Source organism: Xanthomonas sp. WHRI 7065 (genome assembly GCF_040203115.2).
GTDB lineage: Bacteria > Pseudomonadota > Gammaproteobacteria > Xanthomonadales > Xanthomonadaceae > Xanthomonas > Xanthomonas arboricola.
In genome coordinates this window covers 1490730-1515484 of record NZ_CP168194.1, presented here as the reverse complement: position 1 = coordinate 1515484, position 24755 = coordinate 1490730, and the positions used below count along the sequence as shown (strand labels likewise).

Sequence of the window (24755 nt, the reverse complement as noted above, 5' to 3'; positions counted from 1 at the left end):
CGCTCAGCGTGCCAGCAATTGGGTCACGGCCTCGGCAAGATCGCCGAAGGCCCGGTTCAAATCCGATCCGCCCGATGCGTTGGCACCGGGCTGCGGTTGGGTGCGCCCCTGCGCCGACACGATCACCTTCAGTGAGCGCAGCAGCCGTGCCGCCACCGCCGCCTGCGGATTGCCGGCACGCTGCGCCGCCAGCAGCGCCTGCAACGCCGGGTTGTCGAGATTCAGGTAGAGCCGCTGGGTCTGCCGTGCTTCGATCCCCGCCGTGAATTGCCGGGCCAGCCGCAGCGCAGCGGTGGACACGCGCTTGTCGTTCTCGTCCTGCTCCAGGCGGCGTTTCAGTTCGGCCTCGCGGTCGGGCACCACCACCAACGGCAATGCCTCGGGGCTGAAACGCGCCGGCACCAGCGCTTCGCCATCGCCCAGATGCTGTTCCAGCCAGGCCAGTTCGTCGGCCGGCAGCGTGTCCAGCTGGAACAACTGCCGGTTGCCCTGCTCGGTGCCCAGCTCGACCAGGCGCACGCCCTTGGCCTGCGTCCAGCGGCGCAGGAACGGCACCACCGCATAGCGATTTCCGTAGGCTACCGGCACGCCCATCGCGCGGAACAGCATTTCTTCGAAACCGCTGTCGCTGTCCAGGATCACGTGCACCGCACCACGCGCCGGCAACTGCTGCGCCGGCAGGTCGCCCTGCGAGGTCGGCACCCGCACGTGTTCCATCAGCAACTCGAACAGACGCTCGTCGCACAGCGCCGCGCCCAGCAATGCCTCGTTGTGCCGCAGCAGGATGCGCCGCCAGGCTTCCGGCTGCTGACGCGCCACATCGGCCAGGCCCTGCACCAGCGCCTCGGACAGCGCGTGCTGCACGGCCGCGTAGGTGGCATCGCGCTGCAGGTCTTCGCGGCTGGCGGTGGGCGTCAAACGATTGGATTCGATCACGCCCCCGATAAAGCCCGCCCACGGCGGCAGCAGTTCACGCGCGTTGTCGTCCAGCAGCATGCCGCGCAGGAATACCGACAGATTGCGGTTGTCGCTGGTGCCGTAGGTGGCCCCGTCCTGCACCCACAGCAGGCCGACCGCATCGCTGCCCTCCTCCGCGCGCACCGGCATGCAGCACAAGGGTTCGAAGTTGCGCTCGAAACGTGCAGCAAACTCGCGTTGACGCCGCCAGGCCTGCACCGGATGCAACGGCACCGCGTCGTGCACGCGCCACGGTGGCGGCTCGGGGTTGATCGCCTGGGTGTCGGAGCCAATCCAGATCGGCTCGCGCAACAGCGCGCAATAGCGCGACAGGATCTCGCGCAGCCGTGCTTCCTGGGCCAACGACAGATAGTCCTGGTGCAGTTCCAGCACCACTTCCGTCCCGACCTGCGCACGCGCCGGGATCGGGCTCACCGTGTATTGCTCGGCATTGCTGGAGATATAGCAATGCCCCAGCGTCGGGCTCTGGTAGGAGGTGGTGCGCACGTTGACGCGGCGCGCCAGCACGAAGGCCGACAGAAAGCCCAGCCCGAACATGCCGATCAGGCCGCTGTCCTCATGCCCGCCCTGACGCAGGCCACGCGTATACCCCACGCCGACCGTGGCCAGGTAATCGTGGATTTCCTGCTGGGTCAGCCCGGCGCCGGTATCGATGATGCGCACGATCCCCTGGGCAGCGTCGGCATGCACTTCGATGCGCGATTCGCCTTGCCAGTCGGGTTGCTCCAGCCGGCGACGCAGGATCGAGTCGTGCGCGTTCTGCACCAGCTCGCGCAGCGCGACCACCGGCGTGGAATACAGATGCTTGCTGAGGACGGACATCAGTCCGTTGAGATCGACGCCTGCACGGCGGATCTGGGAGGCGTCCGTCGCCTCGGAGGTGTGATCTTGCATGATCGTTCGTCGTTTCCTTGGCGGCCACGCCCATCCTCGGACGCGCCTTCCTGGGTGGCAGTGCTAGCCGAACAGGATAGCCGCAAGCCACGCCATACGCACGCGCGTCACACTATGACTGCCTTCAGCGCCTGGCCAGCCGTTCGGTCGCCATTGCAGCACACCCTTTGGAAACGACGCGCCACGGCCTGCGTCGACGCCCGGCCGTGGCGCGCAACGGCTTAGCGCTGCAGGGTTTCCATCGGTGCCTCATTGAAATGCTGGCGATAGCCCTTGGCCAGCGCCGAGCGGCTGCCCACGCCCCAGCGGCTGGCCGCCTGCAGCACGCTGCCGCAGCCGCCTTCGGCCAGCAGTTCGTCGCGAATGCTCTGCATCCGGTAACGACGCAGCACCTGGGTCGGCGACAGCCCGGTGGCGGACTTGAAGGCCTGCTGCAAGGCGCGCCCGGTGACGCCGATCTGCGCAGCCACCTCGTTGATCGACAGATCCGAGCGGTGCGCATTGGTGATCATGTAGGCGTAGGCGCGCCGGTACTTGGCCGGCAGCCGCGCGGAGATGTCGTCGCTGACATGCGCCGGCGTGCCGCTTTCCAGCAGCCGCGGCGCCTGCACCTCGCTGCGCAGGCACTGCACCGCGCCCAGCGCATAGCGGTTGTACAGCAGCAGTGCCTGCTCGGTCTTGCCCAACGCCTGGCTGATCTTGGCCTGGCAATACTCGAACTCCAGATTCCAGCGCGGCGCGTGGTGCCGGCCGGCACCGGCCAGGGCACGCTCCGCCAGATCGGCGCGCCCCACCGCCAATGCGGCAAGCGCCAGCTCCACCTGCGCATCCTGGCGGGCGCAGGGCGGGCAACCGGTGGCGGCGGCCGGGAGCGCATCGATCTGCGCATCGAAACCGAAGGTGTCGCCACCGGCGATGCGCAGCAGATTGCGCACGTGGCGCATGCGCTGTGCGAGCACCGGCATGCTCTCGGCCAGGTCGGCGATGCAGGCGCGCAGCTCGTTGGGCTCGAACGCGTGCGCCGCATCCTCCTGGCGCAGCGTGGCCTGCCAGAACACGTGGTCGCTCATCCGGTCGGCGCGCCGGATGCGCAACTGCGCAATCATGTCCAGGCGCAGCGCATTGGCGATGCGCAGCCACTCGGTTGCGCCGCTGTCCAGGTCCGCCAGCACGTCGTTGGCACGCTCAAGGGTCTGCAGCGCCAGCGTGCTCTGGCCCAGATGAAAGTGGGTCAGCGCCTTGCCCAGCAGACTCTCACCACACAGGCAGGCCGGCGTCTCGCGGTCCATCGCCAGCTGTGCGAAGCAGTTCAGTGCAGCGCTGAGGCGGCGCTGGCTCAGCATCAACCAGGCGGTATTGCGGCAGGACAGCAACCGCAGTTGGCGCTGATGCCCGCGCATCGCCTTCAAGGCGTGGCGGTAGGCATCTTCGGCCTCCTCCTGGTATTCGAGGATCAACAAGGCATCGCCGCTGGCGCCGAGCAGGCCGACTTCATCGTCGGCGCCATCCGCGGCGGCCTGGCCATCACGGCGTTGTTGAAGATGTTGCAGACCTTGCGGCCAGGCACCAACCAGCATCCTGCTTGTATAGGTAGGAAGACGGTCTGCGTACGACAACGCAGAGATCGCCGCGAAGTAGGTTGAAAGGATCATGCCGGGCTCTCTCATAGGGGGATGAGCAAAAACAACAATGCGCCGGTCTGGCTGGCGCAACCGATTGTATGCAGCGGATCCAATGGAATTTCTCACTCGAAGGCACTAAGAAAATCAAAAAACCTCACTCTGTCTCCTGGCAACCCAGTTATGCGGCATGCAGATAAAGGGCACTTTTTGCATACCGCCGGCGCTGTCATGCATAGGACATTGCACGCCATGCGAAACCGTATTGAAGACAGGACTTCTGCCGGAGAGGATTCGCAAGGCAAGCCAAGGACCAAGCCTTGCATTGGCTTGACCGCTGTCCTGGCATGACGTGGCAATGGCTGCTGGCGCGGCGCTTCAGTAAATGAAAGATGCGCTTCAAACGATTGGCGCGCGGTTCCATTGCATCGACGGATTGGCGACATATTCCATGTGCGCTGCAAGCGCATGCAAATCGCAATAACGTGGTATAGACCTGGACACGCGATTGATGAACTCGGCGATCGCGCCTGTTGTTTCCCCGGATCGCCCGGCCTGCGCATTGCCCGATGTCGGAATTTTGTTAGTTACTCACGACGCATGCCCTGGATGTAAGAGCTGTGTTGCGCCTAAATGAGCGTACGTTAAAGCCGGCCTACCCAAAGCCGAAGAAAAGTACGCAGCAGTGAAACTTTCTGCCTCGGCAATGGTACATACCATTCGTCCGACCCCAGGTCGGATCCCCTGGCAGCCAAAGGCGATGGCGATGCACTTATCTATACATGTGGGTTTTGTATTGGCGCCTGCTGTCCGCAACAGGCATCCGACGTACGACTGGTACGTGTGCAGACATGGGAAGGCCGGCTGATGCACGGCAACCTTCCCGGCAAGCAAGGATCGGCTTTCCTGTTGACGCAGGACGCGCGTCTGGCATCGCAGGTCAATGCGAGCCTCGCACCGCTCGCCCCGAGTTTTGCGGTGTTTTCCGACGAACTCGAACTTCTGCGCTCGCTGCGGCATTCCCCTTGCGAGCTGTTGATCTTCGATGCGACCTGCGTTGCATCGGACGACAGCTCATTGCTGGCCTGGCAACGCTGCCACAGCGGCCATCCCACGCCGCTGATCGTGCTGGGGCGTTTTGACTGTGCCCACGACATCCTGGCCTGGTACCGCGCCGGCGCACACGATGTGCTCGCCCTTCCCTTCAATTCCCACGAACTGCATGTGCGCGCAGCATTGGCGCTGTCGCCGGTGGCCGAGGCGTGCCCCGAGAGCCAGCAGCTGAGTGTGGGCCCCTACCAGCTGATCCGCGACGAAAATACCGTGTATCTGCACGGCAAGCCGATCGTGTTGACCGCACGCGAGTTCTCGATCGCCTGGCTGCTGTTTTCCAGCCCCGGTGTGTGTTTCCGCCGCTGCCAATTGGCCAAGGCGGTGTGGGGTAGCCACACCGAGTTCACCGACCGCACGATGGAGCAGCACATCTACAAGCTGCGCAAGAAGCTGCAACTGTGCAATCACAGCGGCGTGGTGCGTATCAGAACCGTGTATTCGCATGGGTACAAGCTGGAACTTGCCCTGCAGGACAAGGACGCACCGACGCCCGGCAAGGCCGTCAGCCCCAGCACCGCCCATCATGCCGCGGCCTGTTGACCGATGCGGCCCTGCAAGAGCGAAGTACGGCGATCGGCAGCGACCTGCGCTTGCCAACTGCTATCGGCGCCTGCATGGCAGTGAATCGGCCGTTACCATGCGTTGATCTGCTCAGGCATTAACTGGCAGAACTTCTTCGCCGGCTCCATGTCGAATGGAAACGCACCCAGTTAATAGTTCAATAATGTATTGAACATACAAATAGAGCCTTGGCGCATTGCCGGCCGACTGCTTCCTACACCATGGCAGGACGTCCAGGTTTTTTGCCGGCAGTTGAAGAACACATCAATCGAGCCGAATCCGGCACTCAAACGCACGCGTGTTGTTGGTCAGCCTGCGCCAACCGTACATCTCCAGAAACGACAATGGCGCGGAGAAGTCTCCGCGCCATTGTTCGATCAGGCCTTGCCCCCGGTTACTGCTTGGGATTCTCGCCGTACTCGTTCGGGCCGGGCGTGCCTTCCAGGCACATGAAGACCAGCACGATGAAGCCGCCGACGTACGGCACCAGGCTGATCAGATAGAACCAGCCCGACTTGCCCTGGTCGTGCAAGCGACGCACGGTCACTGCAATGCTCGGCACAATCAATGCCAGCACCACGATCCCCATGACGGCAGCAACCAGCCATGCCAGTGCACCAGGACCGTTCTCGCCGCCCATCAGTGCAGCCGCGATGCCGAACAGGCCGCCCAACACCAGCAGGACGATCGCCTGCAGCAGCATGAACATCCAATATTCCTTGCGGCGCGAGCGGCCATTGAAGTCGGCGTAGCGCTTGAGTGGCAACAACATCCATTCCATCGTGTTTTCTCCTGATAACGCGCAGTGAGCGCTGTCCGTGATCCGGTGCACAGTGCAACGGGCCGCGCATGTTGCCATAGCCGCTCTGCGCTGAAAACGTTTTCTTATCGACGAATGGCGGATCGCGACCTGCTGGCCGACGGACGGTCACCGGAGCTGGCGACAGCCAGCCCGAAACTTCATTGATGTCATTCCGGCATGGCGCAGGCGGCCATGTCGCCCACTACATGGGGGTGCGGGGTCAGCTCATCGCGTGCAGAGCGACGCCTGTGCCGACAGTCGCTCCCCCTATCGCACCGGCATCACTCGGCGGCCGCTTCCAGCGCCTGGCTCAGGCGCTCCACCGCAACGATCTCCATACCCTTGATGCTGGTGGTCTTGGGCGCGTTTGCCTTGGGCACGATCGCGCGCTTGAAGCCGTGGGTGGCGGCCTCTTTCAGACGATCCTCGCCGTTGGGCACCGGCCGGATCTCGCCGGACAGCCCCACCTCGCCAAAGGCGATGGTCTTCTCGGACAACGGCCGGTCACGCAGCGAGGACAACACCGCCAGCAGCACCGGTAGGTCGGCAGCGGTTTCCTGCACACGGATGCCGCCGACCACATTGACGAACACGTCCTGGTCGCCCACCACGATGCCGCCGTGGCGGTGCAGCACCGCCAGCAGCATCGCCAGCCGGTTCTGCTCCAGACCCACCGCCACGCGCCGCGGATTGGACAGCGGCGAGGCGTCCACCAGCGCCTGCACCTCCACCATCAGCGGACGGGTGCCTTCGCGGGTGACCATCACGCAGCTGCCCGGTTGCTGGGTGCTGCCACCGGACAGGAAGATCGCCGACGGGTTGGAGACCTCCTTGAGGCCCTTCTCGCCCATCGCGAACACGCCCAGCTCGTTGACCGCACCGAAGCGGTTCTTGAACGCGCGCAACAGCCGGAACCGGCTGCCGCTCTCGCCTTCGAAGTACAGCACCGCATCGACCATATGCTCGAGCACGCGCGGGCCGGCGATACCGCCTTCCTTGGTCACATGGCCGACCAGGAACACCGCGGTGCCGGTCTCCTTGGCATAACGCACCAGCCGCGCCGCACTCTCGCGTACCTGGCTGACCGAGCCCGGCGCTGCGGTCAGCGATTCGGTCCACAGCGTCTGTACCGAGTCGGCCACGATCAGCTTCGGCCGCGCCACGCTGGCATGCTGCAGGATGTTTTCGATGCCGGTTTCGGCCAGCGCGTTCAGGCCCTCCAACGGCAGATCCAGCCGCACCGCTCGCCCGGCCACCTGCGCCAGCGATTCCTCGCCGGTGACGTACAGCACCGGCAGCGTGCTGGCCATGCTCGCCAGTGCCTGCAGCAACAGCGTCGACTTGCCAATGCCGGGGTCGCCACCGATCAGCACCACCGCGCCTTCGACCAGGCCGCCGCCCAGCACCCGATCAAACTCGCCAATGCCGGTGGACACACGCGCCTGCTCGGACTGCTGCACGTCCTTGAGCGCGGTGATCTTGGGCGCCTCGGCCTTGCCGGCCCAGCCGCTACGCCGCGATGCCGCAGGCGAGGCCTTGCCGCCGGGCGTGGCGCTTTCGAGCACGATCTCGCTGAGCGTGTTCCACACCCCGCACTCGGTGCATTGCCCCTGCCACTTGTTGTATTCGGCGCCGCACTCGCCGCAGACATAGGCCGTTTTCGCCTTCGCCATCGTCAGTTAACCAATCGCTTCTGGAGCGACAGGATAGTCGGCGTTGGTCTCAGGATGCGCGACGCTGGCTCGGGATTCGGGATTCGGGATTCGGGATTCGGGATTCCGGATTCCGGATTCGGGATTCGGGATTCGGGATTCGGGATTCGGGATTCGGGATTCGGGATTCGGGAATCGGGAATCGGGAATCGGGAATCGGGAATCGGGAAGGCTGCGGCGTTGCTGAAATGGATGCAACCGCGCATTCCTGCTGCTGCGTTTTCACTTGGACATCTATGGCGCCGAGTGTTTTGGTTGGCGCGATGTCTTTTGATCGGTCGGCACCGGCATCGGTACCGACCAGAAACAGCGTACGGAGCTGCATGATCGATCGCAATCGGTCATGCAGCTCCAGTTCTTGCCATTGCCCGCTTCAACGGCTGCGAGCGGGCGGCTGCCACTCAGCGCGGCTTGTACAACTCGCTCAGGCGATCCGGCTTGCCGGGGATGCGTTCCAGATGCGGATACAGCAGGCCGCCGTGGTAATCGATGCGCACGGTGTCGTAGCGGTCCAGGCGCTTGACCAGCAGTTCGATCGGCGCGGTGGTGCCCTTGGCCGCCTTGATCGCGTCCTTGATCACCTCACTGCTGAAGGCGCGGCCGTTGACCGCCACGATGGTGTTGCCGGCGATCAGGCCGGCATTGAAGGCCGGGCCGTCCCACAGCACATCGCCGATATCGCCAGAGGCTTTCAGGGACACGCCAAGCGAATAGGTCAGGCTGGCGTCCTTGTCGTCGCTCTCGTCGGCCTTGGTGGCCAGGTTCGGCTCCTCGTTGTAGACCAGCTTCCAGCCGTTGGCTTCGATGCCACCGTTCAAGGAACCATGCCCGTCCATGCGGCTGCGCAACAGGCTCGCCCAGTCGTAAGCGGCGATGCCATTGAGCGTGGCGACGATGTCGTCGAAGGTGTACGGGTTGACGTCCCAGTCGCCGTTCTTCATGCCGAAGAAGGCCTTGCCGAAATCGTCGATGGAACGTTTGTTGTTGGTCAGCGCGCGCAGCTTGCTGTCCACTTCCAGCCACATCATCTGGCCGCCGGAATAATAGTCTTCGGCCATCTGATAGCTACGGTAGGCCTTGGGCCGGCGCATCGACATGGTCGGGTCGTTGGTGGTGTCCTGCACGGTGCGCCAGGCCATGCCGGGGCGACCGCGCTCGTAGTTCGCCGCCACGCCGGCCAGCATCTCGCGCGCCTGGTCCTGCGTCCACAGGCCCGAACGCGCAGCCATCACCTCGCCCCAGAACTGGGTCTGGCCTTCGTACAGCCACAGCAGGCTGTCACCCATCGGCACGTTGAAGTTGGGCGTGGCCAGGTCGGCACCACGGCGGTACTTGCCGTTCCAGGAATGGTTGAACTCGTGCGCGAGCAGATCGCGACCGGTCCAGCTCTTGTCCCACTCGGTGAAGTAGGTCGGCACGCCGCTGTTTTCGCTGGAGCGATGGTGCTCCAGGCCGATGCCACCCAACTTCTTGGTCAGCGCCAGCAGGAATTCGTAGTGGTCGAAATGCCGCGCGCCGTAGAGCTTGTCCATCTGCTGCACCAGCGACGCATGCGCCTTGATCTGCTCGGGCTTGGCCTCCAGCGACTTGGCCTCGTCGGCGAACACGTTGAGGTAGACCGGCTGCTTGCCGCCGCTCAGCTCCACGCGCTTGTAGTACTTGCCCGCAAACATCGGCGAGTCGACCAGATCGTCGAAGTCGATCGGCTTGAAGGTCACCGTGTCGCCAACCCGGCGGTCGGTCTCCAGCGCCGTGGCATAGCTCCAGCCGGCTGGCAAGGTGACGCTGGCCTGGGCCTTGATGTTGCGTGCGAAGACGCCGGCCGGATACAGCGCCGTGGTGTTCCACTGCAGGTTGAGCATCTCCGGGGTCATCATCACCCGGCCCTGGTTGGGGGCTTGCGGCGAGAGGAACTTGAACTCGGCCACCAGCTCGCTGGCGCCCTGCGGCACGTCCACGGTGAAGGCATACACATCGAACTGGTCGCGCTTCCACGGCACCACCTTGCCATCGACCTTGATCACCAGACCGGCGAGCTTGTCGATCGGCCCGGTCGGCGAGTGGTTGCCGGGAATCCACTGCGGATACAGCAGCGTCATCGGGCCCGGCCTGGCCGGCATGGTGGTTTTGACCTTGAAGATGCGATGGGCCAGATCGGTGGCATCGACGTCGATCTTCAAGGTGCCGTCGAACGGCACGTCCTGCGGCGCGGCAGTTTGTGCGGCCGCAGGCAACGACAGTGCCGCCAGCAACGACACGGACAACAAGGTGGGGATCTTCATCGCAACTCCGCAGGGACCTGGAACAGGCAAGCCCACGATGCTAAGCGCCTGCCCGCGCTTCCCCGTATGCCATAGGTCATGCTGCGCAGCGATTCACACACAAAAAAACCGCCGGTGACCCGGCGGCTTTTTGTCCAGCATGCTTCGATCCGGCGTGCCGTAATCCGGCACAGCGCCGTCTCAATGCATCATGTTGACGTTCATGTTGTGCAGCACCCACAGCGAACCGACGATCACGATGCCGATGATCAGCAGCGAGAACAGGCCCACCTGCACGTTGGAGCGCTGCTCGGGCGATCGATCCATGTGCAGGAAGTACACCATGTGCACCAGCATCTGCACCGCCGCCATCAGCGAGATCACGATGACGGTGACGCCCTTGGAGAACGCCCCGCTCATCACCATCGCAAACGGGATGACGGTGAGGATCACGGCCATCACAAAGCCGATCAGGTAGGACTTCAGGCCGCCGGCATGTGCGTCGGCAGCGGTTTCATGCGCGTGGTGATTGGCCATTACAGCGCTCCCAGCAGGTAGACGACGGTGAACACACCGATCCAGATGATGTCCAGGAAATGCCAGAACAGGCTCAGGCAGGCCAGACGCGTGCTGTTGCGCGGGGTCAGGCCGTTCTTGGAGATCTGGATCACCAGCACTGCCATCCACAACAGGCCCGAGGCCACGTGCAGGCCGTGCGTGCCCACCAGGGTAAAGAAGGCCGACAGGAACGCGCTGCGCCCCGGACCCGCCCCTTCATGGATCAGGTGGTTGAACTCCCACACTTCCATGCACAGAAAGCCAATACCCAGCAGTGCGGTGACACCCAGCCAGGCGTACAGCCCGGTCATGCTGCGCTTGTGCGCGGAGATCATCGCAACGCCGAAGCTCAAGCTGCTGAACAACAGCAGGAAGGTTTCCACCAGCACGAACTTCAGGTCGAACAGCTCTTTGGCGGTCGGTCCGTCCACCGTGGCGCCCGAGAGCACCGCATAGGTGGCGAACAGGCCGGCGAACAGCAGGCAGTCGCTCATCAGGTAGACCCAGAACCCGAAGACGGTGTTGCCACCGGCGTCGTGATGTTCGTGGTCGTCGTGGCCGCCCGCGTGGGCGGCGTGGTCAAGCGTGGTCGAGGAAGACATGGTCATACCACCTTCGCGGCCTGCGCCGCATGTTGCTGTTCGAGCAGGGCAAAGCGCGCGTTTTCGATGCGCTCCACTTCGTCGGCCGGCACCCAGTAATCGATGTCGTCATCGAAGGTGCGCGCAATGAAGCTGCCGATCATGCCGACCAGGCCGATGATGGCCAGCCACCAGATGTGCCAGATCAGACCGAAGCCCATCAGCACGCTGAAGGCACCGATATACACGCCAGCCCCGGTATTGCGCGGCATGTGGATCGCCTCGTACTTGGACGGACGCACCCAGCCCCTGCCGTTCTGCTTGTCGGCCCAGAACTGATCGCGGTCGTCGATGTGCGGCAGCACGGCGAAGTTGTAGAACGGCGGCGGCGAGGAGGTGGCCCACTCCAGCGTACGGCCATCCCACGGATCGCCCGTGTAGTCCATGTGCTCCTTGCGCTTCCACACGCTGTAACCGATCTGCACCAGGTTCAGGAAGATACCCAGGCCGATGATCGCAGCACCGGCCGCAGCGACGTACAGCCACGGCGCCCACTCGGGGTGGTTGTAGGTGTTCATGCGACGAGTCATGCCCATGAAGCCGAGCACGTACAGCGGCATGAAGGCCACGAAGAAGCCGATGATCCAACACCAGAACGAGGCCTTGCCGATCTTCTCGTTGAGCTTGAAGCCGAACGCCTTCGGGAACCAGTAGGTCAGACCTGCCAGGTAACCGAACACCACGCCGCCGATGATCACGTTATGGAAGTGCGCGATCAGGAACAGGCTGTTGTGCAGCACGAAATCCACGGCCGGAATCGCCAGCATCACGCCGGTCATGCCGCCGATGGTGAAGGTGATGATGAAGCCGATCGTCCACAGCACCGGCGAGGTCATGTGCACGCGACCGCGGAACATGGTGAACAGCCAGTTGAAGATCTTCACGCCGGTCGGGATCGAGATGATCATCGTCGTGATGCCGAAGAAGGCATTGACGTTGGCACCCGAGCCCATGGTGAAGAAGTGGTGCAACCACACCACGAACGACAGCACGCCGATGCACGAGGTCGCGTAGACCATCGAGGTGTAGCCGAACAGGCGCTTGCGGCTGTAGGTCGCGATCAACTCGGAGAAGATGCCGAACGCCGGCAGGATCAGGATATAGACTTCCGGGTGACCCCAGATCCAGATCAGGTTGACGTACATCATGGCGTTGCCGCCACCGTCATTGGTGAAGAAGTGCGTGCCCAGGTAACGGTCGGCACCCAGCAGCGCCAGCGCCACGGTCAGGATCGGGAATGCGGCGATGATCAGGATGTTGGTGATCAGCGCGGTCCAGGTGAAGATCGGCATGCGCATCAGGGTCATGCCCGGCGCGCGCATCCGCATGATCGTCACGAAGAAGTTGATGCCGGTCAGCAAGGTGCCCAGGCCTGAGACCTGCAACGCCCAGATGTAGTAATCGACACCGACCCCCGGACTGTATTCCAGCCCAGACAACGGCGGATAGGCCAGCCAGCCGGTCTGCGCGAATTCGCCGACACCCAGCGAGATGTTGATCAGCGCCGCACCGGCCACGAACAGCCAGAAGCTCAGCGAGTTCAGGAACGGGAACGCCACGTCGCGTGCGCCGATCTGCAGCGGAACGATCAGGTTCAACAGGCCGGTCATGAACGGCATGGCCATGAAGAAGATCATGATCACGCCGTGCGCGGTGAAGATCTGGTCGTAGTGGTGCGGCGGCAGCACACCTTCGCCGCCGTTACCCGCCAGCGCCTGCTGGGTGCGCATCATCGCCGCATCGGCGAAGCCGCGCAGCAACATGACCAGCGCCACGATGATGTACATCACACCGATGCGCTTGTGATCCACTGAGGTGAACCACTCGTTCCACAGGTAGCCCCACAGCTTGTACTTGGTGATGGCGCCCGCGATGAGCAGGCCGAGCAGGCCGGCACCACCGAGTGCGACCATGATGATCGGCTCGTGGTACGGAACCGCCTCGATCGTAAGTTTGCCTAGCATCACTTGTCTCCAGAAGTGCACATGGCAACCGGCTCTGCAGCCGCTGCCTGATGGTCGCCATGGCCTTTGTTATGGCCCGGACCATTCATGTATTTGTCGACGAGCGAGCGGAACATGCCGTCCTGCACCGACGAGTAGTAGGTGACCGGATACTGTTCCTTGTCGTTGCGGTTGGCCGCCAGCACCTGGTACTCGGCGGCGTTCAACGCGGTCGGCGATGCCTTGACCTTGGCCACCCACGCATCGAAGCCGGCCTGATCGACCGCACGCGCCTTGAAGCTCATCTTCGAGAAGCCGTGACCGCTGTAGTTGGTCGACAGGCCGAAGTATTCGCCCGGCTCGTTGGCCACCAGGTGCAGCTTGGTTTCCATGCCGGCCATCGCGTAGATCATCGTGCCCAGGTGCGGGATGAAGAACGAGTTCATCACCGTATCGGAGGTGATCTTGAAGTTCAGCGGCGTATGCACCGGGAACGCGATCTCGTTGACCGTGGCGATGTTCTGGTCCGGGTAGATGAACATCCACTTCCAGTCCAGCGACACCGCTTCGATGGTGATCGGCTTGACGTCCGAATCCAGCGGCCGGTACGGGTCCAGCGCGTGCGAGGAGCGCCAGGTCAGCACCGCCAGCACCAGGATGATCACGCAGGGGATCGACCACACCACCACTTCGATGGCGGTGGAGTGCGACCAGTCCGGCTCGTAGCGCGCCTTCGTGTTGGACGCGCGATATTTCCACGCGAACGCAATCGTCATCACGATCACCGGGATGACCACGATCAGCATCAGCACGACCGAGGTGATCAGCAGCTGCTTCTCGTCGTGGCCGATCTGGCCTTTCGGATTGAGAATGGCCGAGTTGCAGCCTGCCAACAGCAGGAACGGCAGCATCAGGCCTGGACGAAGTACACGCCCGAGATGTTTCAACGGAATCATCGGTCGATCCAAGTGCGAAGGAACGCCAGCCTCGTTCGTCGTATCCATGTGGACTCGTCCTGAAGGCGCGCTTCCCGGGGGAAGGCGGCCACGCAGACCGAAGACACGAGTTAGCTCCCTGATTTTAGACTTTGCTGCACCTGCACGAAACCCATCGGCAATGATCTGTCGCAATTAATGCGCGCAAAACTGTGCGACATGTTGTCGCAGCGCTGCGCGGGGCGGCCAAGATGCGGTTGCGGCCATCGATTGCGGCCTGCGTGATGTGCGGCGTATATGGCGGCGCAGCGCCGGGATGTGCGTGATCGGCCCAAAACGCAACTGGGCCGACCAATGGTCGACCCAGTGCTGAAGCGATGGTGCCGGAAATAGGAATCGAACCTACGACCTACGCATTACGAATGCGCCGCTCTACCAACTGAGCTATTCCGGCGAGCCGTGAATTGTAGGAGCGGAGCCGGTGCCCGGTCAATCGCCGCCAGGCGGCGGACTACGCATCCCGGCCTCGAGCCCGGCGCTGTGGCCTTCGAACGATGGCCTCCTGCAACTGCGAAACGCCCGGACTTGCCGCACACACTCGACGCTGACTCAGCCAGCACGGAGCACCCGCTGTCAGCTGACCAGACGCAACCGCAGTTCCTTGGGCAGCGCGAACACCATCGATTCCGGCTCGCCTTCCAGCTCGGACACACCCTCGGCGCCCAGCTCGCGCAGCCGCGCCAGCACGCCATCGACCAGCACCTGCGGTGCGGAGGCGCCGGCGGTCAGGCCGATGTGCTGCTTGCCGACGATCCAGGCCGGGTCGATCTCGCCAGCGTTGTCGATCAGGTAGGACTCCACCCCGTCGCGCCGGGCCAGCTCGCTGAGGCGATTGGAATTGGAGCTGTTGGGCGAACCGACCACCAGCACCAGATCACATTGGCGCGCGAGATCGCGCACCGCGTCCTGGCGGTTCTGGGTGGCGTAGCAGATGTCGTCGTGGCGCGGCCCCTGCATCGCCGGGAAGCGCGCACGCAGGGCCTCGATGATGCCCATGGTGTCGTCCACCGACAGCGTGGTCTGGGTGGTGTAGGCAAGGTTCTCCGGCTGGCGGACCTGCAGCGTGGCGACCTGCTCGATGTCCTCGACCAGATAGATCGCGCCCGGGCCGCGCTCGCGGCTCCACTGCCCCATCGTGCCTTCCACTTCCGGATGCCCGGCGTGGCCGATTAGCACCACGTCGCGGCCCGCCCGGCAATGCCGCGCCACCTCGAAATGCACCTTGGTCACTAGCGGGCAGGTCGCGTCGAACACCTTGAGCCCGCGGCGCTCGGCCTCCTGACGCACCGCCTGCGAGACGCCGTGCGCGCTGAAGATCACCGTGGCATTGTCGGGCACCTCGTCCAGTTCCTCGACGAAGACCGCGCCGCGCTGCTTGAGGTCGTCGACCACGAAACGGTTGTGCACCACTTCGTGGCGCACATAGATCGGCGCGCCCAGCGTTTCGATCGCACGCTTGACGATCTCGATCGCGCGGTCGACACCGGCACAGAATCCACGGGGATTGGCGAGCAGGACATCCATGGCGGGCATTCTACGGGAATGGGGAATGGAGGATGGGACCGGGCGGCGCCGGTGCGCCACGACTTCAGCGTCGATTCCTACTTCCGCATTCCCGACTCGCGCTTGCCGGACTTGTCGAACAGACCGAATACCGCAATCCCGATGGCGCCGCCGACGATCGCCGAGTCAGCGATGTTGAACGCCGGCCAGGTGTGGCTGCCGATGTACCACTGGATGAAATCGACCACGTGGCCGTGCATCAGGCGGTCGATCACGTTGCCGATCGCTCCGCCGATCACCAGCGCATACGGCAGCGCGCTGCGCCATTCGCTGCGTGCGGTGCGCGACAGCCAGAACGCCAGCAGCCCGCTGATGCCCACCGCCAGCGCGGTGAAGAACCACAGCTGCCAGCCGCCGGCATCGCTCAGGAAGCTGAAGGCCGCGCCGGTGTTGTAGGTGCGGTACCAGTTCCAGAAACCGTCGATCACCGGCACCGGGGTGTATTCGGGCAGGCTGGACAGCACCCAGGCCTTGCTCCACTGGTCCAGCCCGATCACGAGTGCCGACAGCAGCAACCAGATCAGGGCAGAGGGTTTGGGGCGTTGACTCATGTCGAAAGGTCGCAGTTGGTGGTGACTTCTCCGACGTCGGAGAAGATGCCTGGATGGCGATAAGTAAGGGCGGTGGCAGATGAAGCTGACGAAAGCGGGATGACCGGCAGGCAAGGATGGCATGGGCACCGGAGCCGGCCACCCTGCCCCGCCGTGACGCATGCGCCACGCTTCAGCAAGGGACTGCATGCAGCGCCGGGGCACTCGTCATCCGGCACCAGCGCCTGCCCATGATGCCGCGACAGAGGCGCACGCCAGCCCGTACGGGGTCTCGATAACGCGTGGCAGGACCTGCCCGCCACGCGCCTTCACACACCCCCGTCAGAACCAGCGGCGTTGCTCGCCGGGGCCTTCGATATTGCTGACGCAGCGGCTGCACAGTTCCGGGTGACGCGGATCGCTGGCCACGCTGGCCTGGTGGTGCCAGCAACGCACGCACTTGGCCTTGCTGGTCGGCTGCGCGCTGACGAAGATGTCGTCGGTGCTGGCCGCAGTCACGGTCACGTCGCCACTGATGAACAGGAAGCGCAGTTCCTCGGCCAGCGGCTGCCAGCGCGCGGCAGTCTGCGCATCGGCCGCCACGGTGATCTCCGCTTCCAGCGCCGCGCCGATCGCCCCGTTGGCACGCATTGGCTCCAGCACCTTGGCCACCTGCTCGCGCAAGGCCAGCAGCCTGTCGACATCGGCACTGCTCAGCGCGGCATCGGCCGGCAACGGCGCCAGGCCGTCGTACCAGGTGGCGAACAACACGTTGTCGACCCGCTTGCCCGGCAGATAACCCCACAGTTCCTCGGCGGTGAAGCTCAGCACCGGCGCGATCCAGCGCACGAACGCCTCGACCACGTGATACATCGCGCTCTGCGCCGAACGGCGGCCGCGTGCATCCTCGGCCATCGTGTACAGGCGGTCCTTGGTCACGTCCAGATACAGCGAGCCCAGGTCGACGCTGCAGAAATTCAGCAGCGCCTGCACGATTTCGGCAAAGTCGTAGCGCGCATACGCGGCAACGATCTTTTCCTGCAATTCGTGCGCGCGGTGCACGATCCAGCGGTCCAGCAGCACCATGTCGTCCAGCGCCACCAGGTGCTGCAGCGGATCAAAGCCATGCAGGTTGCCGAGCAGGAAGCGCGCGGTATTGCGCAGGCGGCGATACGCATCGGCGTTGCGCTTGAGGATCTCCTGCGACAGCGACATCTCATTGCTGTAATCGGCCGAGGCGATCCACAGGCGCAGGATGTCCGCGCCCAGGGTCTTCATGATGTCCTGCGGCTCGATGCCGTTGCCCAGCGACTTGGACATCTTGCGGCCGTGCTCGTCCACGGTGAAGCCGTGGGTCAGGCACTGCTTGTACGGCGCCGCCTTGTCCATCGCCACGCCGGTCAGCAGCGAGGACTGGAACCAGCCACGGTGCTGGTCGGAGCCTTCCAGGTACAGGTCGGCCGGCTTGGGCAGGCCGCGGTCCACCAGCACCGCTTCATGGGTCACGCCGGAGTCGAACCACACATCCAGGATGTCGGTGATCTTGTCGTAATCGGCCGCCTCATCGCCCAGCAGTTCGGCCGCATCCAGCGTGTACCACACGTCCACGCCGCCCAGTTCCACCCGGTCGGCGACCTGGCGCAGCAACTCGGTGCTGCGCGGATGCGGCTCGCCCGTTTCGCGATGCACGAACAAGGCGATCGGCACGCCCCAGGTGCGCTGGCGCGAGATGGTCCAGTCCGGACGTCCATCGACCATGCCGGCGATACGTGCCTGGCCCCAGGACGGATACCAGTGCACGTTGTCGATGGCCTTGAGCGCATCGGCGCGCAGGTTGGCCTGCTCCATCGAGATGAACCACTGCGGCGTGGCGCGGAACGCGATCGGCGTCTTGTGGCGCCAGCAATGCGGATAACTGTGCTCCATCTTGCTGGCCGCCAGCAACACGCCGGTATCGCGCAGCGCCTCGATGATGATGTCGTTGGCTTTCCAGATGTGCAGCCCGGCCAGCACGGTGTCGCCCAGCGGCGGCGTCGACGGCAGGTACACGCCACGCCCGTCCACCGGGTTGATCTGCGCAGCGCCGTAACGCTCGAGCAGGCCGTACTGCTTGGAGACCTGATAGTCCTCCTGGCCATGGCCCGGTGCGGTATGCACCGCGCCGGTACCGTCCTCGGCCGACACGTGGTCGCCCAGCAGCAGCGGGATCTCGCGCTCGGCATAGAACGGGTGGTTCAGCAGCATCTGCTCCAGCGCCGCGCCCTTGGCATGGCCGTGCACCACCACCGTGTCCACGCCATAGCGCGCCAGCGCCTTGCCGGCCAGGGCCTCGGCGATCACCAGCCAGCGCGGCTGGCCGCGATCGGCCGGGCCTTCGACCAGCACGTAGTCCAGTTCCGCGCCCAGGCTCACCGCCAGCGACGCCGGCAGTGTCCACGGGGTGGTGGTCCAGATCGGTACCGCCACGCCCACGCCAGCCGGCAGGCTGGCGCCGAACGCGGCAGCAACAGCCGCCGGATCACGCGCCGGATAGGCGATATCTACCGTCGGCGACACCTTGTCGGCGTATTCGATCTCGGCTTCGGCCAGCGCCGAGCCGCAATCGAAGCACCAGTGCACCGGCTTCACGCCACGGGTCAGATGGCCATTGTCGACCACCTTGGCCAGCGCGCGGATCTCGTTGGCTTCGAAGCGGAAATCCAGCGTCTTGTACGGGTTGTCCCAATCGCCGATCACACCCAGGCGCTTGAAATCGCGGCGCTGCAGATCGATCTGCTCGGTGGCGTATTCGCGGCACTTCCGGCGAAACTCGGCTGCGTCGAGCTTGACGCCGACCTTGCCGTACTTTTTCTCGATCGCGATCTCGATCGGCAGGCCGTGGCAATCCCAGCCCGGGATGTAGGGCGCATCGAAGCCAGCCAGGTACTTCGACTTGACGATGATGTCCTTGAGGATCTTGTTGACCGCATGGCCCAGATGGATCTGGCCATTGGCATACGGCGGGCCGTCGTGCAGCACGAACAGCGGGCGCCCTGCCGCATTGGCGCGCAGTTGCGCGTACAGCCCCTCGCGCTCCCAGCGGTCCAGCATCGCCGGCTCGCGCTTGGGCAGGTCGCCACGCATCGGGAATTCCGTCGCGGGCAGATGGAGAGTGGCTTTGTAGTCTTGGGTCACAGGTCTCTACCGTTGCGCTGGATTTTTTGATAAGTCCGCACATGGATGTGCGGGCTCTTGCGAGGGACTCGCATCATAGGTCGGCTCCTGCGAGGGACTCGCATCATAGGCGGGCTGTTGCGAGGAACTCGCATGTGTTGCAGAAACTGCGTGCCTGTCCAGCACCGCACGCGCCTGCTCGGCATCACGATGCATCTGCACCGTCAGCGCGTCCAGGCCATCGAACTTCTCTTCGTCGCGCAGCTTGGCAACGAATTCGACCTCGATATGCCGGCCATACAGGTCGCCCTGAAAATCGAACAGATGCGCTTCCAGCAGCGGCTCCACACCGGCCACGGTCGGGCGCGTGCCAAAGCTCGAGACCGACGGCCACGGCCGCTCGGCTACGCCATGCACCCAGGTCGCGTAAATGCCCGACAGCGCCGGCGTGCGCAGGAAACGCAGATTGGCGGTGGGATAGCCCAGGGTGCGCCCAAGCTGCTTGCCACGCACCACCCGCCCGCCGATGGCATACGGACGGCCAAGCAATTGCCCGGCGTGCGCGAACTCGCCCGCGCCCAGCAGCTCACGGATGCGCGTGGCCGAGATGCGCTCGCCGTGCAGGTGCACCGGCGCGATTTCGCCCGCTGCAAAGCCGTAGTGCTCACCAAGCGAGCGCAGCAGGCCGATATCGCCGCCACGCCGATGGCCGAAACGGAACTCCGGGCCGATCCAGACCTCTTTGGCGCACAGCCGGCCGACCAGGGCCAGGCGCACGAAGTCTTCGGCACTCATCGCCGACAGGCGACCATCGAACCGGATCATGCCCACGCTGTCGGCACCGAAGCCGTGCAACCCTTCGATCTTGGCGCGGGCCAGGGTCAACCGCGGCGGCGGCGCGGCCGGGGCGAAAAACTCGCGCGGCAACGGCTCGAAGCTCACCGCCACCGCCGGCACCCCGAGCGCGAGCGCGCGCGCGACTGCGTGCTGCACCAATGCCCGATGCCCCAGGTGCAGGCCATCGAAGGCGCCGATGCAGACCACGCTTCCGTGCGGGAACAGCGTCCCGCCCTCGACGTCTCTAAACAGCCTGCTCATTCCTCGATCCAAACAGATGCCGGCCTGCCGGCCGACCCTCGTTGATGCATAACCCGCAAGTATAGCCGTGCCTGTCAATCCGCATGGGCGCGGCCCCGGGCCTGTGCCGCCGCGTCCCGGAAGCGGGCAGACGATTGCGCCTTCCCGGCCCGGGACTGGCCCCACCCACCGCGCATGACGGCTGGCTCCGCACTTGCTCGGCCAGCTCGGCGGACGACTAGCCCTCGCGCAGATGCCGCGGCCGCAATCCCAGCGCCACTTGCGCCACCAGGTAGGTCGCCCCACCGCTGCCGACCAGCACCGCCAGCCAGCCGATGCGATCCCACTTGTCCATCACGGTGAACGATGGCAGCCACCAGAGCAGGCTCAACAGAACCGCCACCATTGCCGCGCATGCCAGCAGCAGGCGCAGCGCATAGCCAGCCCAACCCGGCCGGCGCTGGTACACGCCGGACTTGCCCAGCCAGTACCACAGCAAAGCCAGGTTGAGATAACTGGACAGCGCGCTGGCAATGCCCAGCGCCAGATGCAGGCCCGGCTGCTTGCCCAGCGCCTGCATCACGCCCTGCGCCTTGAGCTCGGGCGGCACCATGATCTGGTAGACCACCGCCAGCAACGCGAAGTTGAACACCATGTTGGCGATCAACGCCGCCACGCCGGCACGCACCGGGGTGCGGGTGTCCTGGCGGGCGTAGAAGGCCGGCAACAACACCTTGAGCATGGCGTACGCCGGCAGGCCAAAGCTCAGGCCGTAGACCGACATCGCGGTCATGCGCGTATCGAAGGCGGTGAACTGGCGGTACTGGAACAAGGTCGCCACCAGCGGCTCGGCCAGCAGCAGCAAGCCGAGCATCGCCGGCATCGCGATCAGCAGCGTGGTGCGGAACCCCCAGTCCAGCGCGCCGGAGAACGCGCTGCGGTCGGTCTTGACGTGATGGCGCGCCAGCGCCGGCAGGATCACCGTGCCCAGCGCCACCCCGAACACGCCCAGCGGCAGTTCCAGGAACCGGTCGGCCAGCGACAGCCACGACTGCGAGCCGTCGGCCAGCCGCGCGGCGATCACGGTGTCCAGCATCAGGTTGATCTGCGCGATCGACGAACCGAACAGGGTCGGAATCATCAGGGTGAGCACCTTGCGCACATCCGGGTGCGTCCAGCCCCAGCGCGGCAGCGTCAGCAGGTCGATGCCCTTCAGGGCCGGCAGCTGAAACAGCAACTGCAGCGCACCGGCCACCAGCACCGCCCAGCCCAGCGCCAGGATCGGCACGTCCAGCCGCGGCGCCAGCCACAGCGCGCCAGCGATCATGCACAGGTTGAGGATCACCGGCGTCAGCGCCGGAATCGCAAACCGCTGGAAGCTGTTGAGCGCCCCGCCCGCCAACGCGGTCAACGAGACGAACAACAGAAACGGAAACGTCAGCCGCAACAAATCGACCAGCAGGCCGTATTTATCCGGATCGGTGGCCGCGCCATCGGAAAACACCGACGCCAGCTGCGGGGTGAAGATCAGCCCCAGCGCGGTGATCAGCAGCAACATGCCGCCAAGCGTGCCGGACACCCGCGACATCAGCTCGCGCAGGTCCGAGTGCGGGCGGGTCTCCTTGACCTCGGTGAACACCGGCACGAAGGCGGTGGCGAACGAGCCCTCGGCGAATAGCCGCCGCAGGAAATTGGGGATCCGGAACGCCACCCAGAACGCGTCGGTCACCGCATTGGCGCCGAAGGTGGTGGAGATCGCCTGGTCGCGGACCAGGCCCAACACCCGCGACACCATGGTCATACTGCTGAATGAGAGCAGGCCTCTCAACATGCCGGGCTTGCTCACGCTGCATCCCTCTTGACAACTGACTTGACGTACATAACTAAGCCCATCATACTTTCCCGCTTGCTTTTTCCACTACACCGATTTTTCAGGAACCCACCACCGTGGCCAATATCAAGTCCGCCAAGAAGCGCGCCAAGCAGACCGTCGTGCGCAATGAGCGCAACACGGGCCAGCGTTCGATGCTGCGCACCGCCGTCAAGAAGGTGATCAAGGCCCTTGACGCCAACGATGCTGCAGGCGCCGAAGCTGCTTTCGCCGTTGCTCAGCCCATTCTCGACCGTTTCAGCGCCCGTGGCCTGATTCACAAGAACAAGGCTGCGCGTCACAAGAGCCGCCTGACCGCTCGCATCAAGGCCATCAAGGCCGCGTAAGCGAGCCGTGTTGGCATCACCGCAGGCCTGGCCTGCGGTGGCATAGAAAAACCCGGCCTTGGCCGGGTTTTTTGTGTGCCTGCGCATGCGCTCAGCCGGCATTGCGTGCCTCGAGCTCGTCCTCGCGCTGCCGGTCGAAGAACGCCATGATGTCCTTCATGATCGGGAAGGTGCCATCGCGGCCCAGCGCCGAGACCAGATACCACGGCGCGGTCCAGCCAAGCTCGGCCACGATCGTCTCGGCCGCAGCGCGCGCCTCGTCCTCGAACATCAGGTCGGCCTTGTTGAGCACCAGCCAGCGCGGCTTCTTCAGCAACTCGGGATCGTGGCGCTCCAGCTCGCGCTCGATGGTGCGCACCTGATCCACCGGCGACGCCTCCACCCCACCATCCATCGGAGAAATGTCCACCAGATGCAGCAGCAGACGGGTGCGCTGCAGATGGCGCAGGAACTGCGTGCCCAGCCCGGCACCGTCGGCCGCGCCCTCGATCAGGCCCGGCACGTCGGCGATGACGAAGCTGCGATACGCCTCGACGCTGACCACGCCCAGATTCGGGTACAGGGTGGTGAACGGGTAATCGGCCACCTTCGGGGTTGCCGAGGACACCGCGCGGATCAGGGTGCTCTTGCCCGCATTGGGGAAGCCCAGCAGGCCAACATCGGCCAGCAGCTTCAGCTCCAGCTTGAGCAACCGCTCCTCACCCTCTTCACCGGTGGTGGACTGGCGCGGCGCACGGTTGACCGAGCTCTTGAAATGCATGTTGCCCAGGCCGCCCTTGCCGCCCTTGGCCACCAGCAGGCGATCGCCATGCTGGGTCAGGTCGCCGATGACTTCGTCGGTCTGCACATTCATCACCACGGTGCCGACCGGCACCACGATGATGCGGTCTTCGCCGCCCTTGCCGTAGGCCTGGCGACCCATGCCGTTCTCGCCGCGCTGCGCCTTGAAGGTGCGCTCATGCCGGAAGTCGACCAGCGTATTGACGTTCTCGTCAGCCACGATCCATACGCTGCCGCCGTTGCCGCCGTCGCCACCATCGGGCCCACCGAGCGGGATGAACTTCTCGCGGCGAAAGCCGACACAGCCATTGCCGCCATTGCCGGCACTGACCAGGATTTCTGCTTCGTCGACTAACTTCATGAGCTTGCAACCGGGAATTGGGAATGGGGAATAGGGAATCGGCCAAAGAAACCAGCCTGACCCCTGCCGGCGAGCGCACTCACCAGCAAGACAGCAAAGAGCGAGAAGAAACCAGGAGCCGGCTTTTCCGATTCCCGATTCCCTATTCCCCACTCCCGGCCGTCAAACGAAAAACCCCGCAAAAGCGGGGCTTTCCGTCTCGTCCGACAGGCATGGATGCCTGGCGGACTGGCCTGCATGGAGCGGGCGATTACGCCTCGGCAACCACGCTGACGGTACGACGCTTCTTCGCACCCTTGACCGAGAACTCCACCTTGCCGTCGACCAGCGCGAACAGGGTGTGGTCACGGCCGAGGCCGACGCCGGCGCCCGGATGGAACTGGGTGCCGCGCTGACGCACGATGATGTTGCCGGCATCGATGGCCTGGCCACCGAAGATCTTCACACCCAGGTACTTCGGGTTGGAATCGCGACCGTTGCGCGAGGAACCTACGCCTTTTTTATGTGCCATGACTGGTTCTCCTTACTTCTTATCGCCACCGGCGATGCCGGTGATCTCGATTTCGGTGTAGTACTGACGGTGTCCCTGACGCTTCATGTGGTGCTTGCGGCGACGGAACTTGATGATGCGCACCTTGTCGGCGCGGCCATGGGCCACGACCTTGGCGGTGACCGAGGCGCCCTTCAGCGCATCGCCCAGCTTGATGCCATCGCTATCGCCCAACATCAGGACGGTGTCGAACTTGATCTCGTTGCCAGCTTCGACTTCGAGCTTTTCCACGCGGAGCGTTTCGCCCTGCGCGACGCGGTATTGCTTACCGCCGGTTACCAGAACTGCGTACATGACCAGGTTTTCCTCTGTAGTTATTATGGTCGCACTGACGTGCCCTAGGGCAGACAGGAGCGGGATTGTACGGGCTGGCGGGGGTTGGGGTCAACCTGCCGGCCGCCGGAGCGCGGCCACGCCCGATCCACCCGTGCAACGCATCATCCGGCC

19 protein-coding genes and 1 tRNA gene are annotated in these 24755 nt (G+C 64.4%); 2 read left to right on the top strand and 18 right to left on the bottom strand.

Features of this window, described 5'->3' with window-relative positions; genetic code table 11:
- Positions 1 to 3: 3 nt before the first annotated feature.
- Complete coding sequence (locus tag ABQY64_RS06520; protein WP_349779153.1) at positions 4 to 1872, bottom strand: ATP-binding protein; 1869 nt, start codon at positions 1870 to 1872, stop codon at positions 4 to 6.
- A gap of 221 nt (positions 1873 to 2093) precedes the next feature.
- Complete coding sequence (locus tag ABQY64_RS06515) at positions 2094 to 3449, bottom strand: helix-turn-helix transcriptional regulator (RefSeq protein ID WP_024940067.1); 1356 nt, start codon at positions 3447 to 3449, stop codon at positions 2094 to 2096.
- 909 nt (positions 3450 to 4358) lie between these two features.
- Between ABQY64_RS06515 and ABQY64_RS06510 the strand changes: the two genes are divergently transcribed.
- Positions 4359 to 5144 carry a response regulator transcription factor gene (locus ABQY64_RS06510; RefSeq protein WP_039522641.1) on the top strand — a complete coding sequence of 262 codons (786 nt, stop codon included), beginning with the start codon at positions 4359 to 4361 and terminating at the stop codon, positions 5142 to 5144.
- A gap of 415 nt (positions 5145 to 5559) precedes the next feature.
- Here ABQY64_RS06510 and ABQY64_RS06505 read toward each other — a convergent pair whose 3' ends face one another.
- The 13 genes from ABQY64_RS06505 to murJ all read right to left on the bottom strand — a co-directional run bounded on the left by ABQY64_RS06505 (position 5560) and on the right by murJ (position 22231).
- On the bottom strand, positions 5560 to 5946 hold the full coding sequence (locus tag ABQY64_RS06505; RefSeq protein WP_016901521.1) for a DUF805 domain-containing protein: 387 nt from the start codon (positions 5944 to 5946) through the stop codon (positions 5560 to 5562).
- A gap of 302 nt (positions 5947 to 6248) precedes the next feature.
- Positions 6249 to 7640 (bottom strand): DNA repair protein RadA, encoded by a 1392-nt coding sequence (radA, locus tag ABQY64_RS06500; RefSeq protein ID WP_016901522.1) that lies wholly within the window; start codon positions 7638 to 7640, stop codon positions 6249 to 6251.
- Positions 7641 to 8080: 440 nt separating this feature from the next.
- On the bottom strand, positions 8081 to 9961 hold the full coding sequence (locus tag ABQY64_RS06495) for a M61 family metallopeptidase (RefSeq protein WP_158506614.1): 1881 nt from the start codon (positions 9959 to 9961) through the stop codon (positions 8081 to 8083).
- 180 nt (positions 9962 to 10141) lie between these two features.
- Complete coding sequence (cyoD, locus tag ABQY64_RS06490) at positions 10142 to 10477, bottom strand: cytochrome o ubiquinol oxidase subunit IV (protein WP_006450195.1); 336 nt, start codon at positions 10475 to 10477, stop codon at positions 10142 to 10144.
- Entirely contained in the window at positions 10477 to 11106 is a 630-nt protein-coding gene (gene cyoC, locus ABQY64_RS06485; protein WP_006450194.1) for a cytochrome o ubiquinol oxidase subunit III, read from the bottom strand. Before cyoC ends, cyoD begins: the two co-directional genes overlap by 1 nt.
- Positions 11103 to 13103, bottom strand: a complete 2001-nt coding sequence (cyoB, locus tag ABQY64_RS06480; protein WP_104596233.1) for a cytochrome o ubiquinol oxidase subunit I — start codon at positions 13101 to 13103, stop codon at positions 11103 to 11105. Before cyoB ends, cyoC begins: the two co-directional genes overlap by 4 nt.
- On the bottom strand, positions 13103 to 14038 hold the full coding sequence (gene cyoA / locus ABQY64_RS06475) for a ubiquinol oxidase subunit II (protein ID WP_349779154.1): 936 nt from the start codon (positions 14036 to 14038) through the stop codon (positions 13103 to 13105). Before cyoA ends, cyoB begins: the two co-directional genes overlap by 1 nt.
- A 357-nt stretch (positions 14039 to 14395) precedes the next feature.
- Positions 14396 to 14471: transfer RNA gene (locus ABQY64_RS06470), tRNA-Thr, on the bottom strand.
- 179 nt (positions 14472 to 14650) lie between these two features.
- A complete protein-coding gene (gene ispH / locus ABQY64_RS06465) occupies positions 14651 to 15601 on the bottom strand; it encodes a 4-hydroxy-3-methylbut-2-enyl diphosphate reductase (protein ID WP_349779155.1) in 951 nt (316 codons plus the stop codon).
- Between the two features lie 77 nt (positions 15602 to 15678).
- Entirely contained in the window at positions 15679 to 16191 is a 513-nt protein-coding gene (gene lspA / locus ABQY64_RS06460) for a signal peptidase II (RefSeq protein ID WP_349779156.1), read from the bottom strand.
- Positions 16192 to 16512: 321 nt separating this feature from the next.
- On the bottom strand, positions 16513 to 19344 hold the full coding sequence (ileS, locus tag ABQY64_RS06455) for an isoleucine--tRNA ligase (protein ID WP_349779157.1): 2832 nt from the start codon (positions 19342 to 19344) through the stop codon (positions 16513 to 16515).
- A gap of 6 nt (positions 19345 to 19350) precedes the next feature.
- On the bottom strand, positions 19351 to 20421 hold the full coding sequence (locus tag ABQY64_RS06450) for a bifunctional riboflavin kinase/FAD synthetase (RefSeq protein WP_104596237.1): 1071 nt from the start codon (positions 20419 to 20421) through the stop codon (positions 19351 to 19353).
- Between the two features lie 217 nt (positions 20422 to 20638).
- The gene (gene murJ / locus ABQY64_RS06445; RefSeq protein WP_104596239.1) at positions 20639 to 22231 is read right to left on the bottom strand and encodes a murein biosynthesis integral membrane protein MurJ; all 1593 of its coding nucleotides are present in this window, start codon (positions 22229 to 22231) and stop codon (positions 20639 to 20641) included.
- 116 nt (positions 22232 to 22347) lie between these two features.
- Between murJ and rpsT the strand changes: the two genes are divergently transcribed.
- Positions 22348 to 22617, top strand: coding sequence for a 30S ribosomal protein S20 (gene rpsT / locus ABQY64_RS06440; protein ID WP_002807888.1), 270 nt, complete (start codon positions 22348 to 22350; stop codon positions 22615 to 22617).
- Positions 22618 to 22708: 91 nt separating this feature from the next.
- Here the strand turns inward: rpsT and obgE are convergent, their stop codons facing one another.
- From obgE to rplU, 3 genes are all read right to left on the bottom strand, one after another.
- Positions 22709 to 23758 carry a GTPase ObgE gene (gene obgE, locus ABQY64_RS06435; RefSeq protein WP_016901714.1) on the bottom strand — a complete coding sequence of 350 codons (1050 nt, stop codon included), beginning with the start codon at positions 23756 to 23758 and terminating at the stop codon, positions 22709 to 22711.
- Positions 23759 to 24008: 250 nt separating this feature from the next.
- On the bottom strand, positions 24009 to 24269 hold the full coding sequence (gene rpmA, locus ABQY64_RS06430) for a 50S ribosomal protein L27 (protein ID WP_010365804.1): 261 nt from the start codon (positions 24267 to 24269) through the stop codon (positions 24009 to 24011).
- Positions 24270 to 24281: 12 nt separating this feature from the next.
- The gene (gene rplU / locus ABQY64_RS06425) at positions 24282 to 24602 is read right to left on the bottom strand and encodes a 50S ribosomal protein L21 (protein ID WP_016901712.1); all 321 of its coding nucleotides are present in this window, start codon (positions 24600 to 24602) and stop codon (positions 24282 to 24284) included.
- Positions 24603 to 24755: the final 153 nt, after the last annotated feature.

Coding starts and splice junctions, on each gene's coding strand:
- ABQY64_RS06520 (WP_349779153.1), bottom strand. CDS start 1,872: ATGCAAGATCACACCTCCGAGGCGACGGACGCCTCCCAGATCCGCCGT.
- ABQY64_RS06515 (WP_024940067.1), bottom strand. CDS start 3,449: ATGCTGGTTGGTGCCTGGCCGCAAGGTCTGCAACATCTTCAACAACGC.
- ABQY64_RS06510 (WP_039522641.1), top strand. CDS start 4,359: ATGCACGGCAACCTTCCCGGCAAGCAAGGATCGGCTTTCCTGTTGACG.
- ABQY64_RS06505 (WP_016901521.1), bottom strand. CDS start 5,946: ATGGAATGGATGTTGTTGCCACTCAAGCGCTACGCCGACTTCAATGGC.
- radA (WP_016901522.1), bottom strand. CDS start 7,640: ATGGCGAAGGCGAAAACGGCCTATGTCTGCGGCGAGTGCGGCGCCGAA.
- ABQY64_RS06495 (WP_158506614.1), bottom strand. CDS start 9,961: ATGAAGATCCCCACCTTGTTGTCCGTGTCGTTGCTGGCGGCACTGTCG.
- cyoD (WP_006450195.1), bottom strand. CDS start 10,477: ATGGCCAATCACCACGCGCATGAAACCGCTGCCGACGCACATGCCGGC.
- cyoC (WP_006450194.1), bottom strand. CDS start 11,106: ATGACCATGTCTTCCTCGACCACGCTTGACCACGCCGCCCACGCGGGC.
- cyoB (WP_104596233.1), bottom strand. CDS start 13,103: ATGCTAGGCAAACTTACGATCGAGGCGGTTCCGTACCACGAGCCGATC.
- cyoA (WP_349779154.1), bottom strand. CDS start 14,038: ATGATTCCGTTGAAACATCTCGGGCGTGTACTTCGTCCAGGCCTGATG.
- ispH (WP_349779155.1), bottom strand. CDS start 15,601: ATGGATGTCCTGCTCGCCAATCCCCGTGGATTCTGTGCCGGTGTCGAC.
- lspA (WP_349779156.1), bottom strand. CDS start 16,191: ATGAGTCAACGCCCCAAACCCTCTGCCCTGATCTGGTTGCTGCTGTCG.
- ABQY64_RS06450 (WP_104596237.1), bottom strand. CDS start 20,421: ATGAGCAGGCTGTTTAGAGACGTCGAGGGCGGGACGCTGTTCCCGCAC.
- murJ (WP_104596239.1), bottom strand. CDS start 22,231: ATGTTGAGAGGCCTGCTCTCATTCAGCAGTATGACCATGGTGTCGCGG.
- obgE (WP_016901714.1), bottom strand. CDS start 23,758: ATGAAGTTAGTCGACGAAGCAGAAATCCTGGTCAGTGCCGGCAATGGC.
- rpmA (WP_010365804.1), bottom strand. CDS start 24,269: ATGGCACATAAAAAAGGCGTAGGTTCCTCGCGCAACGGTCGCGATTCC.
- rplU (WP_016901712.1), bottom strand. CDS start 24,602: ATGTACGCAGTTCTGGTAACCGGCGGTAAGCAATACCGCGTCGCGCAG.